This window comes from Actinomadura sp. GC306, assembly GCF_004348665.1.
Classification (GTDB): domain Bacteria; phylum Actinomycetota; class Actinomycetes; order Streptosporangiales; family Streptosporangiaceae; genus Spirillospora.
On the sequence record NZ_SMKM01000017.1, the window covers coordinates 1 to 17,121 of the forward strand.

A 17,121-nucleotide genomic window follows, 5' to 3' on the forward strand; every position below is an offset into this window, starting at 1 on the left:
GGGCGGGACGGGCTGGTCGGGCCCGTACTCGGAGACCAGCGACTCGACCTCCAGGCCGAACTCGTCCAGGGCCCGCTGCTCGTACTGCTCCAGCCGGAGGCGCTGCTCGGCGCGGGCGACCTCGTTGCCGTGGACGACGTTGACGAGCCGTTCGAGTGTCGCCGACAGCTCGCGGACCTGGGTGCGGACGACCTTCAGTTCGGCTTCGCGGGCGGCCTTGGCCTGTTCGGCTGCCTCACGCCGGCGGACGGCCGCGGCCAGGGAGTGCTCGATGCGTTCCAGGGCCGTGCGGGCGCCCCGGTGGACGGCCTTGGCGACCCTGGCCTGCTCTTCGCGGTGGGCGCGGCGCTGGGCGGCGCGGGCGCGTTCCTCGCGTTCGCGGCGGGCGCCGCGTTCGAGGGAGTCGGCGCGTCCGGCGATGGCCTGGACGCGCTCCTCCGCCGTGCGGACCGACAGGCGCGCCTCCATCTCGGCGGAGCGGAGTTCCCGGCAGCGGGCGTCCAGCTCTTCGCGGGCGTCGGTGTCGTGGCCGGCCTCTTCGGCGACCTCCGCGGCCTCCTCCGATTCGGCGAGCCGCATCGCCAGTTCCTCGGCCGCCTCGGTATCGCGCTCCAGGGACTCGCCGGCCGCGTCGAGGGCCTTGGTGAGCCGCTCGGCCTCGCCCCGGGCGGCGCGGACGCCGGCCTCCAGGCGGGCGGCGCGCTGGGCCTCCTGGGCGGCCCGCGCGTCGAACTCGCGCAGGCGAGCGCGGACCCGGTCGAGCTGCGCCTGTGCGTTGTTGACTCCTGACTGGGCCTCGCCTGCGGCGGCCTCCGCGGCCTCGACCGCCATCTGAGCCGCGTGTTCCCGTTCCACGGCGGTCGCGAGTTCGCCGGCCGCGGCGCCGGCCGCCGTCTCGGCAACGGCCAGGTCTTCGGTGGCCTCGTCCAGCGTGGCGCGCATCTGCAGGAGGCTTTGTGCTCCGCCCGCTGCGCCACCTTGTGCCCAGTGCGCGCCGATGAGGTCGCCGTCGCGGGTGACGGCGCGCAGGGACGGTTCCGTGCGGATCAGTGCGGTGGCCGACGGGACGTCGTCCACCACGGCCACGTTGTGCAGGAGGTGCTCGATGGCGGGGCGCACGCCGTCCGGCACGGTGACGGCGTCGGCCGCGTAGTCGACGCCGGGGAGCCGGCCGGGTGCGGTGGCCGCTCCGCCGCCGACGAGCAGCCCGGCCCGTCCGGAGTCGCGGGAGCGCAGCAGCGCCAGTGCGGCCTCGGCCGTGTCGAGGGAGCCGACCGCGATGGCCTCGGCCGCGTTGCCGAGCGCGGCGGCGATCGCGGTCTCGTAGCCGGGCCGGACGGTCAGCAGCGACGCGACCGTGCCGAGGACGCCGTCGAGCGAGCCGTCGGCGCCCGCGGCCAGCAGGGCCTCCCCGCCGTCGGCGGCGCTGGCCAGCGTCAGGCCGAGCGCCTCGATGCGGGCCTGCAGCGCCGCGACCTTCTTCTGCGCGGCCTGGTCCGCCGACCGTGCCGCGCCCACGGCCGAGCGGGCCTCCTTGAGGGCGCGGCGCGGGCCGTCCAGCGCGGCGCGCGCCGACTCGGCGGCGTCCTTGGCCGTCGCGAGAGCCTCCTGGGCCGTTTCGTGCTCGGCGGCGAGCTCCGGGTCCTCGACGACCTCGGCCTCGAACGCCTCGAACTCGGCCCGCGCGGACTCGGCGCGCTGCTCGGCCTCCTCGCGCGCCTCCGCGAGCCGGCCGATCTCCGAGCGCCCGGCGGCGGCCTTGCTGCGCAGCGCCTCGACGCGGCCGCGCAGCCGGGCGAGCTCCTCGCGCCGGTCGGCGGCGGCGCGGGCGGCGGCCTGCAGCCGCCGTTCCTCCGCGGCCAGCGCCTCCTCGGCGCCCGACCGCTCGTCGACGGCGGTGGAGAGGCGGTCCTGCGCCTCCTCCAGCGCCGCCCGGAGCATCTCCTCCTGCTCGCGGATCTCCGCGGCCTCGCGCTCCATGTCCTCGGGGTCGCGGCCGCGGCGCTCCTCCTCCCGCGCCTCGGCGGCGTTGCGGTGCCGCTCGGCCGCGAGGTCGGCGACGCCCCGCAGCCGCTCCTTCAGCGCCGAGAGCTGGAACCAGGTGTCCTGCACCTGCGCGAGCCTGGGCGCCTGCTCGGCCTCCTCGGCCTCCAGGACGCCCTCGCGCTCCTGCGCCTCGGCCAGCGCCCGCTCGGTCTCGGTGCGGCGCTCCCGGATCGCGGCCTCGTCGGCGGCCTCCTGCTCCAGCCTCGTCCGCAGCGTGACCAGGTCGTCGGCCAGCAGCCGCAGCCGGGCGTCGCGCAGATCGGCCTGGATGACGGCGGCACGGCGGGCGATCTCGGCCTGCTTGCCCAGGGGCTTCAGCTGGCGCCGCAGCTCGCCGGTGAGGTCCTGGACGCGGGTGAGATTGCCCTGCATCGCGTCGAGCTTGCGGAGCGCCTTCTCCTTGCGCTTGCGGTGCTTGAGGACGCCGGCCGCCTCTTCGATCACCGCGCGGCGCCCCTCCGGGCCGGAGTGCAGGACGCGGTCGAGCTGCCCCTGCCCGATGATGACGTGCATCTCGCGGCCGATGCCGGAGTCGGACAGCAGCTCCTGGATGTCGAGCAGCCGGCAGGAGTCGCCGTTGATCGCGTACTCGCTGCTGCCGGACCGGAACATCAGCCGGCTGATCGTCACCTCGGTGTAGTCGATCGGGAGGGCGCCGTCGGTGTTGTCGATCGTCAGCACGACCTCCGCCCGGCCGAGCGGCGCCCGGCTGGCGGTTCCGGCGAAGATGACGTCCTCCATCTTGCCGCCGCGCAGGGACTTGGCGCCCTGCTCCCCCATGACCCAGGCCAGGGCGTCCACGACGTTGGACTTGCCCGAGCCGTTCGGCCCGACGACGGCGGTGATGCCCGGCTCGAACTTCAGCGTGGTGGACGACGCGAAGGACTTGAAGCCGCGCAGCGTCAGATTCTTCAAGTACACGCGCTCGCCGTCCTCCTGGAGTGTCCCTCGGCACCGCCCGGGGCCACCGGCGCGGCTCCGGCGCCTCGCCCCCCACCCGTGGCCCTACCAGGCGCGCCGACATCTCGGACGGGGGCGGGCGACGCCGTGTTCGTTATACATCGGCCGCGCCCGGACCATGGCCGGGACGCGCGGACGGCGACCCGGATTCGGGTCACGACGGCCATGAACCACCGGATGCCCCAAACCCGGACAATTGCCTCAGATGTCATGGATTCGGACAGGGCGAATATGTACTGAAGCTTGGCCGAATCCTGACCGTCCCGCACGCACCAGCCCGAGGGTAACACTGCGGTAGGGTGCGGCTCCCGGCTTCACCGTCACGGACGGTGGCAATGGGGCTGGCCGAACCCGGTGAAAGGGCCGCGCCGCCGCGGGCGCAGGCCGGCCTCGGCGGACGCGAGCGCGGCCGGAGGCAGGGTGCGGCGGAAGCGGGTAAGCCGGTCGCGCCACGGGACCCCGTAACGGGCGGGAGCGAGGCGGCGATCGCCGGCGGTGCCCGCTGTGATGGGAGCTCTGCGGCCCCACCGGCAGGGACACCGCGGCGGGTGACTGCTTCTCAACGCAACAGGGACGCCAGGTGACGGCGCCCCTGCTCAGGAAAGGCGCCGATCAGGTCAGCGCCGGTTCACGGTCCTTCACCGCAAGGGACATCACATCGTCGTCCGGCGCCGTCGCCAGCGCGTCGTTCTCTGCCTGAAGCCGTACGAGCTCGGCTTCCAGATCACGTACGCGCTGTTGAAGGCGCCGCATCTCCGCGACCATCCGGGGGTCGGGACCGCCGACGTGGCCGAGTAGAGCCTTCGCCATGACTAAGGGTCCTCCACGCTGAGTAACCAGCAGGGATCGCGCACGAGAAAGAACTGAAGTCGGTGCGCGTATCGTCTAGAGTCGCACCGGCCGGTGTCCTGGTCAAGACGCACATCACAGGCCGGTAACAACCTTCCTCTACTAGTTTAGCAGGTAAAAACCGGAACCCCCTACCCGGTCACCTCTCGTGGAAACCGGGACCCTCTCCGCGCGGCTCACTCCAGCGCTCCGCCACGCCCGTGACCTCGCCGGGCCTGGCGGGCGATCCGGCGGGCGGCTCGCCTTTCAGCAGGTCGAGAAGCATTTCGCAACGCGCACGGGGACCCTCCGCGACGACTTCGACGCGTCCGTCGGCGAGGTTGGTCGCGCTGCCGGCGAGGCCGAGCTCCAGCGCCCGGGCCCGCACCCACCAGCGGAACCCGACCCCCTGGACCCGCCCGCGCACCCAGGCCGTCAGCCGCACGGGCCCCGCGTCCCCGGTCTCCATCCGCGCCCCTCCTCGATCCCGCTCACCCGACGTGCTCGAAAGTAACTCTCCGCCGCCACCGCCGTACCCGCGGTCACCGCATGCGGCGCGGACGCGGCTGGCACACCGGGCAGCTGAAGGACGAACGGTTCATGAACTCGTCGCGGCGGATCGGCGTCCCGCAGCGGCGGCAGGGCTGGTCGCGCCGCCCGTAGGCGTCCAGCGACCGCTCGAAGTAGCCGCTGTCGCCGTTCACGTCCACGTAGAGGCTGTCGAACGAGGTCCCCCCGACGGCCAGGGCGGCCTCCATGACGTCCTGAGCGCCCTCCAGGACGCGCGCGGCCTCCGCCCGGGTCATCGTGTCGGTCGGCCGCGCCCAGTGCAGCCTGGCCCGCCACAGCGCCTCGTCGGCGTAGATGTTGCCGACCCCGCTGATCAGCGACTGGTCCAGCAGGGCCCGCTTGATGCCGGTCTTCCGGCGGCGGAGGGCGCGGAAGAACGCTTCAGCGTCGAAGGCGTCCTCCAGCGGGTCGGCGGCGATGTGCACGATCGGCTCCGGGACGAGCCCCGGCCCCTTCCCGCCGCCGACCGCGTCGGGGACCAGGTCGGTGACCATGAGGTGCCCGAACGTCCGCTGGTCGACGAAGCGCAGGTCGCGGCCGCCGTCGGCGAAGGCGATCCGCACCCGCAGGTGCTTCTCGCGCTCCCGGTCCGGCTCGCCGACGAGCAGCTGCCCGCTCATCCCGAGGTGGGCGAGCACCGCCTCGTCCGCCGTGCCGTCCGGCGCGGTCAGCGGCAGCCACAGGTACTTGCCGCGGCGGCGCGGCGCCAGCACGGTCCGCCCGGCGAGGCGGCCGGCGAAGTCGGCCGGGCCCGGCGCGTGCCGCCGCACCGACCGGGGGTGCAGCACCTCGGCGGACGCGATCGTGCGGCCGGTCGTCCAGCGGTCCAGGCCGCGCCGGACGACCTCGACCTCGGGCAGCTCAGGCACCGGCCTGCGCCGCCTGCCCGGCCTCCCTGGCCTCCCCGGCCTCCCCGGCCTCCCCGGCCTGCTCGGCCTGCTCGCCCTGCGCGGTGGCCTCGCGCTCCACGACGATCCGGCGAATCTCGTTCCAGCCGGCCTCGGCCGCGTTCTGCTCGGCCTCCTTCTTGCTGCGGCCCTCACCGGACCCGTAGGTCGTCCCGCCGACGCGGACCGTGGCGCGGAACGTCTTCTGGTGGTCGGGGCCGCTCTCGGCGACGTGGTACTCGGGGACGCCGAGCTCCTCCACGGCGGTGAGCTCCTGCAGGGAGGTCTTCCAGTCCAGTCCGGCACCGAGGCCCGCGGAACGGTCGATCAGCACGTCGAACAGCCGGTGCACCAGGGCGGACGCCTCGTCCAGGCCGCGGTCCAGGTAGACCGCGCCGATCAGCGCCTCCAGCGTGTCGGCCAGTATCGACGCCTTGTCGCGGCCGCCGGTGCCCTCCTCGCCGCGGCCGAGCCGGATGTGGGCGCCGACGCCGAGGCCCCGCGCGACGCCCGCGAGGGCCCGCATGTTGACCACGGCGGCGCGCAGCTTGGCCAGCTGCCCCTCGGGCAGGTCGGGGTGGCCGCGGAACAGGGTGTCGGTGACGACGAGCCCCAGCACCGAGTCGCCGAGGAACTCAAGGCGCTCGTTGGTGGGGAGCCCGCCGTTCTCGTAGGCGTAGGAACGGTGGGTGAGTGCGCGTTCGAGCAGTTCGGCGTCGACGTCGACGCCGAGCGCGCGGGTCAGTTCCGCGCGGTCGGGCGCGGGGTCGTTCTTCTTGCCGCTCACAGGGCCCTCCTCGCAGGCCGTGCACCGCGCGGGGCGCGGTCGCGTCTGTGGCGCGCGGCCTCGGGGGCCGGGACGGCGAGGACGCTCGGCGAGGGGAGGTCCGCGAAGACGAGGTGCGCGCCGGTCGGTGATCCCGGCGTGCACCACGGCTCCGGGCGCGCTCTCCGCGCCGGTCACCACGCCGACGTCGCGCGCCGGGTGGTCGGGGTGCCGGTCCTGCCGCACCGCAGGGGGCGGGCCGCGCCGTCCGCGCGGATCCGCCCCCCGTGATGCGAGAAGACCTCAGGACGACGGGGTGATGACCTGCCGCCGGTTGTAGGTGCCGCACGTCGCGCACGCGGTGTGGGGCAGCTTCGGGTCGCGGCACGTCGGGCACTCGACCAGGTTCGGCGCGGTGGCCTTCCACTGCGCACGCCGGTGCCGCGTGTTGCTGCGCGACTTCTTCCGCTTGGGGACGGCCACGTCAGCCCTCCTGCTTTCCTTCTCGTCGGTCGGATGAACCACGGGCGCCGGAGCTCCCGTCCCCCCGGCCGGGGGGAGCCGGCGCCAGGTCGCCGGCGAGATCCTGCAGTGCCGCCCACCGCGGGTCGGCGGCGTCGTGGCGGTGGTCCGGCCCGGCGTCCGCCAGCCGCACCCCGCACTCCGCGCACAGGCCCGGGCAGTCCTCCCGGCACAGCGGGGAGAGCGGCAGTGCGAGCACCACCGCGTCCCGCAGGACGGGCTCGAGGTCGATCAGGTCGCCCTCGAGGCGGAGCTCCTCGTCGTCGGCGTTCCCGCCGGAGCGGGTGTCGCCGTAGACGAACAGTTCCTGGAAGTCCGCCTCGAAGGTCGAGGCGATCGGGTCGAGGCAGCGGGCGCACTCCCCCCGCAGGGGGACCGTCGCCGTACCGGTGACCAGCACCCCTTCGAGTACCGCTTCGAGCCGGAGGTCCAGCTCGATCGCGGCACCCTCGGGGACGCCCACCATCTCGACGCCGAAGTCCTTCGGTGCCGGCACGGACAGGTGCTCCTCCCGCGACGACCCGGGTTGCCTGCTCAGCGCCCGGGTGTCGAGCACGAGCGGTGCGTTGGGGTCGAGGCGAGTCAGCGGAATCCTGCTTTCGTGAGGCATGGAAGATCGGCGGCGGTCGATGGCCGATGTCACAGGATACCGAAGCATCGGGAGTGCCCCCAACTCGCGGCCCCTCCTCCGGCCCCTCCTCCGGCCGCCGCCCCCGGCGGCCTCACCGGGGACGGGCCGTCAGCCCTCCCGCAGGCGGTCCACCAGCCGGTCGTGCACGAGGTCCGGGACGAGGCCGGAGGCGTCGCCGCCGAACTTCACGACCTCTTTCATCAGGCTCGACGAAAGGAACGCGTACTCCGGGTTCGTCGCCATGAAGAGCGTCTCGATACCGGCTATGCGGTGGTTCATCTGGGCCATCTGCAACTCGTACTCGTAGTCGCTGACGGCCCGGAGCCCGCGCACGATGACCGGGATGTCCTGCTCTTTGCAGTAGTCGACGGTGAGCCCGTAGAAGGTGTCCACCCGGACGTTGCCGTACTCCTTGGTGACCTCGGAGATCATGCCGGCCCGTTCGTCGACGGTGAACAGGCTCTTCTTGTTCTTGTTGATCAGCACGGCGACGACCACCTCGTCGTAGAGACGGGAGGCGCGGCTGATGATGTCGAGATGCCCGTTGGTGACGGGGTCGAACGATCCCGGACAGACTGCACGGCGCACGGCGCGAACCCCTTCGGACCCGGTTTCTGACCTGCGGCGCGAACGTACCAAATCCCATTCTGCCTGCTTTCACCCGGGCTCGCCCGGAGCGCGGCACCGGCTTCACTCCTGGGTGAGCGCGTCGACGATCCGGGCGGCGATGGGGCCGGACTCGATGCCGTAGCCGGGGGCCTCGGTGAGCACCGCCACGGCGTACTCGGGGTCCTCGCGCGGGCCGAAGCCGATGAACCAGCGCTCGTTGTAAGAGGCGCCTTCGACGTCCGCAGTCCCGGTCTTGCCGCCGAGGATGGACGTGCCCCTCAGCGACTTGCCCGTCCCCCTCTGGACCACGGCCTCCATCATCTGCCGCATCTGCGCCGCCTGCTCGGAGCTCAGCGCCCGGGACATCCGGCGGGGCGAGACGTCGTCCACGGTACGCCCGCCCGGGGCGCGGAACCTGTCGATGAGCCGGGGCCGCATGACCACCCCGTCATTGAGCACCGCGGCGGCGACCATGGCCATCTGCAGCGGCGTGGCGACCGTGCTGCCCTGGCCGATGGCGCCGAGCGCGCTGAGCGCCGCCTCGCCCGTCTCGGGGAAGGACGAGGCGGCGCTCAGCACGCCGTCCGCGTACTCGATGCGCTCGCCGAACCCGAAGTCGGCGGCCTTGGCGTGGACGGCGCCGTTGCCGGGCTGCTCCGCGCCCATGTAGGCGAACGTGGTGTTGCACGACTGCGCGAACGCCTCGAGGAGCGGGATGCGGGCGCGGTCGCACACCCCGCCGATGTCGGCCGCGTCGTTGTTGATCGCCTGCCCGGCGCCCGCCGGCCGGTAGCTGCGGCCCGCCCTGACCTCGGAGTCCGCGGTCGCCCCGGCCTCCAGCGCGGCCGCCGCGACCACGGCCTTGAACGTGGAGCCGGGCGGGAACAGCTCCTTCGCGGCCTTGTCGAGCAGCGGCTTGAGCGGCTGGGCGTTGAGCCGCTCGAACGCCGCCGTGGCCTTCTCCCCGTCGAGGGTGGACACCTCGTTCGGGTCGTAGGCGGGCGTGGACGCCAGCACCCGGATCTCGCCGGTGCGGGCGTCCAGGACGACGGCCGCCGCCCGCCGCGCGCCGGAGCCGCGGAGCGCCTGGTAGGCGGCGCGCTGCGCCCGGACGTCGATGGCGGCCTCGACCGTCCCGCCCGGCAGCCGCTTGCCGAGGATCTTGTCGATGAGGTCGGCGGTGGCGAGCCGGCCGTCGGTCCCGTCGAGGAAGTGGTTGGCGGCCTCCTCCAGCCCGGTCTGGGAGAACACCGAGAAGTAGCCGGTGACCGGCGCGAAGACGGGTCCCTCCAGGTAGCGGCGCCGGTAGCGCTCGTCGCCGGCCCGCTCCGACCAGGCGAGCCGGACGCCGTCCGCCACGATGGGCCCGCGGTGGATCTTGAAGCGGTCGTCCAGGCGGCGGGAGTTGAGCGTGGAGTCCTGCAGCTCCTGGGCCTGGAACCCCTGGACATAGGTGACGTTCGCCATGAGCGCGGTGAACAGCACCAAGGTGACGACCCAGGTACGGGTCAACGCACGGTCGATCCCGGGACGCATGCGGATCCTCCTACCCGAACCCCCGTGATCTCAACGGCCGGTGGCGCGGCCGTACCAGAACATCGCCTCGCCGTAGCGGCGGTCCCGCTCGGCCTCGAAGCCGTCCGGCCACCGCAGCGCCGGGCCCCGCGCGGCGCGCTCCACGACGACCAGCGCGTCCGGTGCGGCCCATCCGTTGTCGCGGACGTCCTCCAGCAGGGCGGTGACGGACGCGTCCGGCAGCGGGTACGGCGGGTCGGCGAAGATCCAGTCGTAGGGCTCGTCCGGCGGCGTGCGGACGAGCCGCTCCGCCTTCTCCGGGCACGGGACGGCGCCGGGCAGCCCGAGCGTCCCGGCGTTCTGCCGGATCACCCGCATCGCCCGCGGATGCGACTCGACGAGCAGCGCGTGGGCGGCGCCGCGGGAGAGCGCCTCCAGCCCGACCGCCCCGGACCCCGCGTACAGGTCGGCGACGCGCAGGCCGTCCAGCGGGCCGATCAGGGCGAGGACCGTGGCGAACAGCCCTTCCCGTGCGCGGTCGCCGGTGGGCCGGGTGTCCCGTCCGGACGGGACGGCGAGCCGCCGCCCTTTCGCGATCCCCGCGATGACCCTCGTCATGGCCCTCAGTATCCCGGCGTCCCGGGGCCGGCGGGCCGGCCGGGGCTTCTCGCGTCAGGTCTTTTCGAGGAAGCCGGCGCGGTCGTCGTCCAGGAGGGACGCGAGGACGGTGGCCAGACCTGGGTGGTCGGCCAGGCCGGGGTCGGAGTCGACCAGTGCCGTGGCCTCCTCGCGGGCGTCGCGGATGACGTCCTCGTCGCGGTGGAGGGTCAGCAGCCGGAGGCTGGACGTGCGGCCGGCCTGCGCCGCGCCCAGCACGTCGCCCTCGCGGCGCTGCTCCAGGTCGAGCCTGGACAGCTTGAAGCCGTCCGTCGTGGACGCGACGGCGTCGAGCCGCTCCCGGGCCTTGCTGCCGGGCTCCGCGTCCGTGACGAGCAGGCAGAGGCCCTGCAGGGAGCCGCGTCCGACGCGGCCGCGCAGCTGGTGGAGCTGGGAGACGCCGAACCGGTCCGCGTCCATGATCACCATCACGGTGGCGTTGGGGACGTCCACGCCGACCTCGATGACGGTGGTGGCGAGCAGGACGTCCAGCTCCCGGCCGGTGAAGCGGCGCATCACCGCGTCCTTCTCGTCGGGGTGCAGCTTGCCGTGCAGCACCCCGAGGCGCAGGCCGGCGAGCAGTTCCTCCAGCTTGGGCAGCACCTCCATGATCCCGAGCGGTGAGCGGCGGCCGGAGTCCTCGGCGTCGCCGGTGTCCATCGCGTCGCCCTCGTCGCCCTCCTTCTCGCCGATGCGCGGGCAGACGATGTAGATCTGCCGGCCCTGGGCGGCCTCCTCCTTGATGCGCTCCCACGTCCGGGCGAGGAACGCGGGCTTCTCCGGCGGGACGACATGGGTCCGGATCTCCGACCGGCCCGCGGGGAGCTGCCCGAGGACCGAGGTCTCCAGGTCGCCGAAGACCGTCATCGCGACCGTGCGCGGGATCGGGGTCGCCGTCATGACCAGGACGTGCGGCCGGCCGCCGCCGGACTTCTCGCGCAGCGCGTCCCGCTGCTCGACGCCGAAGCGGTGCTGCTCGTCCACGACGACGAGCCCGAGGTCGGCGAACTGGACGCTCTCCTGGAGGAGCGCGTGGGTGCCGACGACGATGCCGGCGGTGCCGGACGCCGCGTCCAGCAGGGCCTCCTTGCGCGCCTTGGCGCCCTGCGAGCCGGTGAGCAGGGCGACCCGCGTCGCGTTCTCCGCTCCCCCGATCCGCCCGGCCTCCGCCAGGTCGCCGAGCATCCCGGTGATCGACCGGTAGTGCTGCTGGGCGAGCACCTCGGTCGGCGCGAGCAGCGCCGCCTGCCCGCCGTTGTCGACCACCTGCAGCATCGCCCGCAGCGCGACCACGGTCTTCCCCGCGCCGACGTCGCCCTGGAGGAGGCGGTGCATGGGGTGTTCCCGAGCCAGGTCGGCGGCTATCTCGTCGCCCACCTTGCGCTGGCCCTCGGTCAGCTCGAAGGGCAGCCGCGCGTCGAACTCCGCCTGCAGGCCGCCGAAGGAGGGCGGGCGCGGTGTCGCGGGGAGCGCGGCGGCGGCGAGGCGGCGCTGGGCCAGGGCGACCTGGACGACGAACGCCTCGTCCCACTTGAGGCGCGCACGGGCCTTGCCGAGTTCGTCCCAGGAGCGGGGACGGTGGATGCCCTCGTACGCCTCGCGCAGCCCGATGAGGCGGCGGCGGCCGAGCAGCGCGCCGGGCATCGGATCGTCCGGCAGGCTCAGCTGGTCGAGGACGGTGCCGACGGACGTGCCGATCGTCTCGATGGGCAGCGCCTTGGTCGACGGGTAGATCGGGATGATCTCGTCGGCCCACTCCTGCGCGGCCTCCTCGGCGCCCTTCTCCGCGACGACCTTGTACTGCGGGTGGGTGAGCTGCCGCATCGCCTTACCGCTGCGGGGCCGGTAGGTGCTGATCTTCCCGGCGAACAGGCCGCGGGTGCCGGGCGACAGGTCCTTCTCGGCGCGGTAGGAGCCCTTGCGGCCGAAGAAGCTGAGCTTCAGCTGCCCGGTCCCGTCGGTGACGGTGATCTCCAGGACGTAGCCGGGGCTGCGGGTCAGGCTGCGGCCCTGGACCTTCTCGACCTCCGCCATGACCGTGACGTGCTCGCCGTCCTGCAGGCCGCTGAGCTGGGTGAGCTCCCCGCGGTGCGCGTAGCGGCGCGGGTAGTGGTGCAGGAGGTCGCCGACCGTGTGCAGGTCGAGGCCCTTCTTCAGCGCGTTGGCCGTCTTGTCGCCCAAGACCTTGCTCAACGGCTCGTCGAGATTCGCCACGCAGTCTTTTCTAGCCCATGGCGGGGACGGGAATCACTCGACGCCGATGAGGAGCGGGTACCTTCGCTGGCCGCCGCCGTACACGCCGACCTCCACGTCGGGACGGCCGCCGCGCAGATGCTCTTCGAGCCCGCCCGCGAGGGCGGGCGGCGCGTCCGCGCCGACGATCAGCGTGACGAGCTCGCCGCCGCCGGACAGCATCCGGTCCAGGAGGCGCCGCGCGACCTCGGCGACGTCCGCGCCGATCATCACGACGTCCCAGTCGATCAGGCCGAGGACGTCGCCGGGCCGGCAGAGCCCGGCGCTCGTGACCGCCTCCTGCTCCGCGACCTCCAAGTGGCCGAAGCGGGTGGCGCCGGCGGCGCGGGTCATCTCGATGACGTCCTCGTTGAAGCGGCGCAGCGGGTCGTGCACGGCGAGCGCCGCCATGCCCTGGACGGACGCCTTCGTCGGCACGACCGCGATCCGGGCGCCGCTGTCCCGCGCGCGCTCTGCGGCGGCCTCGGCGAGGGCGAGGACCTCGGGCTCGTTGGGCAGGACGGCCACCTCGTCGCCCGCCGCGAGGATCGCCTCCGCCAGCACCGCGAGCGGCGGCACCGTCCCGGTCTCCCGCCGGACGACCCGCGCGCCGCACTCCTCGAACAGCGCGGCCAGCCCGTCCGCGGCGGTCACGGCGATGACCGCGCGCCCGGTGTGCGGCGCGTGCCTCCGCTCCCCGGCGTCGAGGTAGGTGACGCGGATGCGGTGCGGGCGGCCCGCGGCCATGCCCGCCTCGATCGCCGCGCCCGCGTCGTCCACGTGGACGTGGACGTTCCACAGGCCGTCGCCGCCCACCACGACGAGCGAGTCCCCGAGCGCGTCGAGCCCCTCGCGGAGGAGGTGGACCGCGTCGTCCGGCGCGTCGAGCAGGTACATGACCTCGTAGCCGGGGCCCTGCGGCGGGGCCTGCGCCCCGGCGGGCGCCGCCGTCCCGGCCGCGCGCGGCGGGACCTCGTACCGCTCGGGGTACTCCTCGGTGACCACGGCCGCGAGGACGTCGAGGACCACGCAGAGCCCGGCCGCGCCCGCGTCCACGACCCCGCTCCGCGCGAGCACGTCGAGCTGTCCCGTGGTGCGGCCGAGCGCCCGCCGGGCGCCCGCGGCCGCCGCCCGCGTCACCCCGGCGAGTCCGGTTCCGGACGATTCCGCGCCGCACGCCGCGGCCGCCGCGGCGAGCACGCTCAGGATGGTGCCGTCGACCGGGCGCTCCACCGCCTCGCGGGCCAGGCCGGACGCGTGCGCCAGCGCCTCCGCGAACGCGGCGGCGTCCGGCGGTCCCTCAAGCGGGCCGAGGACGTCGGCGAGCCCGCGGAACACCTGGCTGAGGATCACGCCCGAGTTGCCCCGCGCGCCGAGCAGCGCCCCCCGCGCGAGGGCGTGCCAGATCCGCGCGGCGTCCGGCGTTCCGGCGTCCGGGAGCCCGGCGTCCGGGAGCTCGTCGAGCGCGTCCGCCGCCGCGATCACGGTCAGGTACAGGTTCGTGCCGGTGTCGCCGTCCGGGACGGGGAACACGTTGAGCGCGTCGATCTCCGCCCGCGCGCGCCCCAGCGCCTCCGCCGTGAGCCTGCACCACCGCCGCACCGCCACCCCGTCAAGGACCTCGCCCACGGACCCGCCCCTCTCGCCGTCTCGCCTCTTCTGTACCGTGCGCGTGCCGCCCCGGGAAGCCGGAGGGGGCGCGAGGCGATTCGCGTACCCGGCGCGGCGTCGGCTACTCTGATCCGTGCGCCTCGTCCGAGGCGCCCTCAGTGAGCACCCGTGATGTCCGGCCCGCCGTCGGTGGCATCGGGGCGTCGCTCCGGTTCAGAGCATCGACACCACTTGGAGTTTCCCGTGGCTTCCGTCTGCGACGTCTGCGGCAAGGGACCCGGTTTCGGCATGCGCGTCTCCCACTCGCACCGCCGCACCCCGCGCCGCTGGAACCCCAACATCCAGCGCGTGCGCGCCGTCGTGAACGGCAGCACCAAGCGGATCAACGCCTGCACGTCCTGCATCAAGGCCGGCAAGGTCGTCAAGCCGACCGTCTGACCCGAACCCGGACGGCTCCGGCCGGCTCATCGGACCTCCGGTGAGCCGGCTTTCGCGTTCCCGGACCCGGGCGTTCAGGGGCGCTGCCGCCAGGCGTGGTCGACGGGGCCTATGCCGGAGCCGAGGGGGAAGCCGGCGGCGATCGCGCCTGTAACGTACTCCTTCGCCTTCGCCACCGCGGTGGGGACGTCCTCGCCCATGGCCAGGTGGGACGCGATGGCGGACGCCAGCGTGCAGCCGGTGCCGTGGGTGTGCCGGTTGTCGTGCCGGGGCGCGGTGAAGCGGTGCTCGCGCTCGCCGTCGAACAGCAGGTCGGCGGGCTCGCCCGGCAGGTGGCCGCCCTTGATCAGGACCCAGCGGGGGCCGAGCGCCTTGACGGCCTCGGCGGCCTCCCGCAGGCCCGACTCGTCCACCACCTTGACGCCGGTGAGCTGCTCGACCTCGAAGAGGTTCGGGGTGACGACGGTCGCGACCGGCAGCAGCGCCGAGCGGACGGCGTGCACGGCGTCCGGCGCGAGCAGCGAGTCGCCGTGCTTGGAGACGCCCACCGGATCGACGACGGCGGGCGCGTCGCTGCCGGCGAGCGCCTCGGCGACGGTCTCGACCAGCACCGTGGACGCGAGCATCCCCGTCTTGACCGCGTGGACGCCGATGTCGGACAAGACGGAGTCGAGCTGGGCGCGCACCGCCTCGGGCGGCAGCTCCCAGTAGCCCTGGACGCCGAGCGAGTTCTGGGCGGTGACCGCGGCGACGACGCTCATCCCGTGGACGCCGAGGGCGAGCATGGTCTTCAGGTCCGCCTGGATCCCGGCGCCGCCGCCGGAGTCGGAGCCCGCGACGGTGAGCACGAGCGGGGGCGCCTGCACGCGGGACGGGATGGTCGTCATACCGCCCACTTTATGGTGGCCTGCCGGGTTTTGCGATCTAGCCGGCGGCCGGGGTCAGACGAGGACGCAGGGTTTGCCGTTCAGGACGCACGACGCCGGCTTGGCGGCGGTCCCCTGCGCGGTGAAGACGATGCGGACCTTCTCACCCGGCGCGATGGCCGCGCGGCCCCGCAGGAACGGGACGTCGCCGGTGCGGACGGCGGTGGCGCCGCTGACGGCGGTGACCGAGGCGGTGGGGATCTTGAACGCCAGCGCCCACCGGTCCACGGGCTGCGAGCCCTGGTTGGCGATCGTGGCGGTGGCCTTGAAGCCGCCGGGGGTCCGGGACGCCACCCGGAAGGCGACGAGGAGGCCGTCGGAGCGTTCGGCGCCGCGGCTGGCGCGCTCGTCCGGGCCGCGCTCGGTGATCTGGTTGTCGCGCTGGTCGGTCTGCGTGTTGCTGGGCGCTCCCCCGGCGAAGTTCAGGGATATCTGCTGGGTGCTCAGCGCGTAGGAGACGATCCCGACGGCGACGACCAGCGCGAGGATCGGCATCAGCGGGATGGGGAGCATCGACAGGAAGCCGACCCAGCGGCGGCCGCCGGGCTCGGGGTCGAGCGGATCGGGAGGCCGCTCGGGAGCGGCGGCGGTGTACGGGTCGGCGGGGCCGCCCGGATAGTCACCGGGGTAGTCGCCCGGGAGCGGCTCGAACAACCGGCGGGGCGGGGGCCCGTTCCGGCGCTCCGCGCCGGGCGGCGGGCCGGTGGAGATGCGGTCGTACGGCGACACGTAGACCCGGTCGTCGGTCGGGCCGGAGAAGACCTCGTAGGGCGGACCGGACGAAGGCCCGTGGGGTCGGCTCCGGGACCCTCGGACGCCCTGTAGGGGGTCGTCCTCCGGTGGCCCAGCCTTGCTGTGTCGTCCCATCCCATCCCTCTTCGATCACAGGATGTATACCAAACCCGTACCAACCATGCCTACCGGTTCCGCCAACGCCTACGGCTGTACGCGCCGCGTCCGCGGCGCGTTCACGTCCGGAAGTGATCCCACCCGCCGCCGGACGGCTCGCGGCCGTCGACGCGCACTCCCGATCCTTCGGCGACCGTCCCGATCCGCTTCCAGGTCGCGGGCGGGCGGGCGTCCGGCGGGAACGATCCGGCGAACGCGTGATCTTCCCCACCGGTGAGGGCGTGCCGCAGCCCGTCCGGGCCGAGGACGTCCGCGACGGGCACCGCCGCGGAGTCGATGTCGATCCGGACGCCGCTCGCGGCGGCGATGTGCCCGAGGTCCTGGACGAGCCCGTCGCTCACGTCCAGCAGCGCGGTCGCGCCGTGGGCCCGCGCCTCCTCCCCCGCCGCGTACGGGGGCTCGGGACGGCGGTGCGCCGCGATCAGCTCGGCGGGCCCGTCCGCCCCGGCGGTGAGGAGGGCCAGCCCGGCGGCGGCGTGGCCGAGCCGCCCCCGGACGGCCACGACGTCGCCGGGCCGCGCGCCGGACCGGGTGAGCGGCGCCCCGCCGCCCAGGTCGCCGAGCGCGGTGACGGCGAGGGTGATCTCCGGGGCGCCGACCACGTCGCCGCCGGCCACGGACGCGCGCGCCGCGCGGCACTCGTCGGCGAGCCCGTCGTAGAGGCGCTCGGCCCATTCGGTGCGGGTCGAGGGCGGTGCGGCGAACCCGACGAGCAGCGCCGTGGGCCGGGCGCCCATGGCGACGACGTCGGCGAGGTTCTGCGCGGCGGCCTTGCGGCCGATGTCGTAGGGGTCCGACCAGTCGCGGCGGAAGTGCCTGCCCTCCACGAGCAGGTCGGTGGTGGCCACGACGCGCCCGTCCGGCGCGGCGATCACGGCCGCGTCGTCGCCGGGGCCGATCCGCACGGTCGGACCGGGCGGCAGCCGCCGGGTCAGCCGGGCGATCAATCCGAACTCGCCCAGGTCGCCGATGGTGTCCATGTCCCGGCGGTTCCCCCGTTCGCGCGGCCGTGTC

The 17,121-nt window shown here is 74.2% G+C and carries 16 protein-coding genes; 1 reads left to right on the forward strand and 15 read right to left on the reverse strand.

The window, feature by feature from the left end:
• From smc to E1200_RS04545, 12 genes are all read right to left on the reverse strand, one after another.
• Window positions 1–2,967: chromosome segregation protein SMC (gene smc / locus E1200_RS04490; protein ID WP_131950501.1), on the reverse strand; the 2,967-nt coding region annotated here is incomplete at its 3' end.
• 651 nt (window positions 2,968–3,618) lie between these two features.
• Window positions 3,619–3,816, reverse strand: coding sequence for a hypothetical protein (locus E1200_RS04495; RefSeq protein WP_083946295.1), 198 nt, complete (start codon window positions 3,814–3,816; stop codon window positions 3,619–3,621).
• Between the two features lie 178 nt (window positions 3,817–3,994).
• Window positions 3,995–4,303, reverse strand: a complete 309-nt coding sequence (locus tag E1200_RS04500) for an acylphosphatase (protein WP_131950502.1) — start codon at window positions 4,301–4,303, stop codon at window positions 3,995–3,997.
• Window positions 4,304–4,376: 73 nt separating this feature from the next.
• Window positions 4,377–5,273 (reverse strand): bifunctional DNA-formamidopyrimidine glycosylase/DNA-(apurinic or apyrimidinic site) lyase, encoded by an 897-nt coding sequence (mutM, locus tag E1200_RS04505; protein ID WP_131950503.1) that lies wholly within the window; start codon window positions 5,271–5,273, stop codon window positions 4,377–4,379.
• Window positions 5,266–6,078 (reverse strand): ribonuclease III, encoded by an 813-nt coding sequence (gene rnc, locus E1200_RS04510; RefSeq protein WP_131950504.1) that lies wholly within the window; start codon window positions 6,076–6,078, stop codon window positions 5,266–5,268. Before rnc ends, mutM begins: the two co-directional genes overlap by 8 nt.
• A 282-nt stretch (window positions 6,079–6,360) precedes the next feature.
• Window positions 6,361–6,540 carry a 50S ribosomal protein L32 gene (gene rpmF, locus E1200_RS04515; protein ID WP_131950505.1) on the reverse strand — a complete coding sequence of 60 codons (180 nt, stop codon included), beginning with the start codon at window positions 6,538–6,540 and terminating at the stop codon, window positions 6,361–6,363.
• Between the two features lies 1 nt (window position 6,541).
• Window positions 6,542–7,189: a YceD family protein gene (locus E1200_RS04520; RefSeq protein ID WP_131950506.1), complete on the reverse strand. Its 648-nt coding sequence runs from the start codon at window positions 7,187–7,189 to the stop codon at window positions 6,542–6,544.
• 129 nt (window positions 7,190–7,318) lie between these two features.
• Window positions 7,319–7,798 (reverse strand): pantetheine-phosphate adenylyltransferase, encoded by a 480-nt coding sequence (gene coaD, locus E1200_RS04525; RefSeq protein WP_131950507.1) that lies wholly within the window; start codon window positions 7,796–7,798, stop codon window positions 7,319–7,321.
• A gap of 102 nt (window positions 7,799–7,900) precedes the next feature.
• Window positions 7,901–9,355, reverse strand: coding sequence for a penicillin-binding transpeptidase domain-containing protein (locus E1200_RS04530; RefSeq protein WP_131950508.1), 1,455 nt, complete (start codon window positions 9,353–9,355; stop codon window positions 7,901–7,903).
• A 30-nt stretch (window positions 9,356–9,385) separates the two neighbouring features.
• Complete coding sequence (rsmD, locus tag E1200_RS04535) at window positions 9,386–9,952, reverse strand: 16S rRNA (guanine(966)-N(2))-methyltransferase RsmD (protein ID WP_131950509.1); 567 nt, start codon at window positions 9,950–9,952, stop codon at window positions 9,386–9,388.
• A gap of 54 nt (window positions 9,953–10,006) precedes the next feature.
• Complete coding sequence (recG, locus tag E1200_RS04540) at window positions 10,007–12,205, reverse strand: ATP-dependent DNA helicase RecG (RefSeq protein ID WP_131950510.1); 2,199 nt, start codon at window positions 12,203–12,205, stop codon at window positions 10,007–10,009.
• Between the two features lie 33 nt (window positions 12,206–12,238).
• On the reverse strand, window positions 12,239–13,852 hold the full coding sequence (locus E1200_RS04545; protein ID WP_131950511.1) for a DAK2 domain-containing protein: 1,614 nt from the start codon (window positions 13,850–13,852) through the stop codon (window positions 12,239–12,241).
• Window positions 13,853–14,077: 225 nt separating this feature from the next.
• Between E1200_RS04545 and rpmB the strand changes: the two genes are divergently transcribed.
• Window positions 14,078–14,272, forward strand: coding sequence for a 50S ribosomal protein L28 (gene rpmB, locus E1200_RS04550; protein WP_030164391.1), 195 nt, complete (start codon window positions 14,078–14,080; stop codon window positions 14,270–14,272).
• 74 nt (window positions 14,273–14,346) lie between these two features.
• Here rpmB and thiD read toward each other — a convergent pair whose 3' ends face one another.
• From thiD to E1200_RS04565, 3 genes are all read right to left on the reverse strand, one after another.
• Window positions 14,347–15,159 (reverse strand): bifunctional hydroxymethylpyrimidine kinase/phosphomethylpyrimidine kinase, encoded by an 813-nt coding sequence (gene thiD, locus E1200_RS04555; RefSeq protein ID WP_131950512.1) that lies wholly within the window; start codon window positions 15,157–15,159, stop codon window positions 14,347–14,349.
• Between the two features lie 54 nt (window positions 15,160–15,213).
• Window positions 15,214–16,065 carry a cellulose binding domain-containing protein gene (locus E1200_RS04560; protein WP_165950194.1) on the reverse strand — a complete coding sequence of 284 codons (852 nt, stop codon included), beginning with the start codon at window positions 16,063–16,065 and terminating at the stop codon, window positions 15,214–15,216.
• A gap of 101 nt (window positions 16,066–16,166) precedes the next feature.
• On the reverse strand, window positions 16,167–17,087 hold the full coding sequence (locus tag E1200_RS04565) for a thiamine-phosphate kinase (RefSeq protein ID WP_131950514.1): 921 nt from the start codon (window positions 17,085–17,087) through the stop codon (window positions 16,167–16,169).
• Between the last annotated feature and the right edge of the window lie 34 nt (window positions 17,088–17,121).

Coding starts and splice junctions, on each gene's coding strand:
- E1200_RS04495 (WP_083946295.1), bottom strand. CDS start 3,816: ATGGCGAAGGCTCTACTCGGCCACGTCGGCGGTCCCGACCCCCGGATG.
- E1200_RS04500 (WP_131950502.1), bottom strand. CDS start 4,303: ATGGAGACCGGGGACGCGGGGCCCGTGCGGCTGACGGCCTGGGTGCGC.
- E1200_RS04520 (WP_131950506.1), bottom strand. CDS start 7,189: ATGCCTCACGAAAGCAGGATTCCGCTGACTCGCCTCGACCCCAACGCA.
- E1200_RS04530 (WP_131950508.1), bottom strand. CDS start 9,355: ATGCGTCCCGGGATCGACCGTGCGTTGACCCGTACCTGGGTCGTCACC.
- rsmD (WP_131950509.1), bottom strand. CDS start 9,952: ATGACGAGGGTCATCGCGGGGATCGCGAAAGGGCGGCGGCTCGCCGTC.
- thiD (WP_131950512.1), bottom strand. CDS start 15,159: ATGACGACCATCCCGTCCCGCGTGCAGGCGCCCCCGCTCGTGCTCACC.
- E1200_RS04560 (WP_165950194.1), bottom strand. CDS start 16,065: ATGGGACGACACAGCAAGGCTGGGCCACCGGAGGACGACCCCCTACAG.
- E1200_RS04565 (WP_131950514.1), bottom strand. CDS start 17,087: ATGGACACCATCGGCGACCTGGGCGAGTTCGGATTGATCGCCCGGCTG.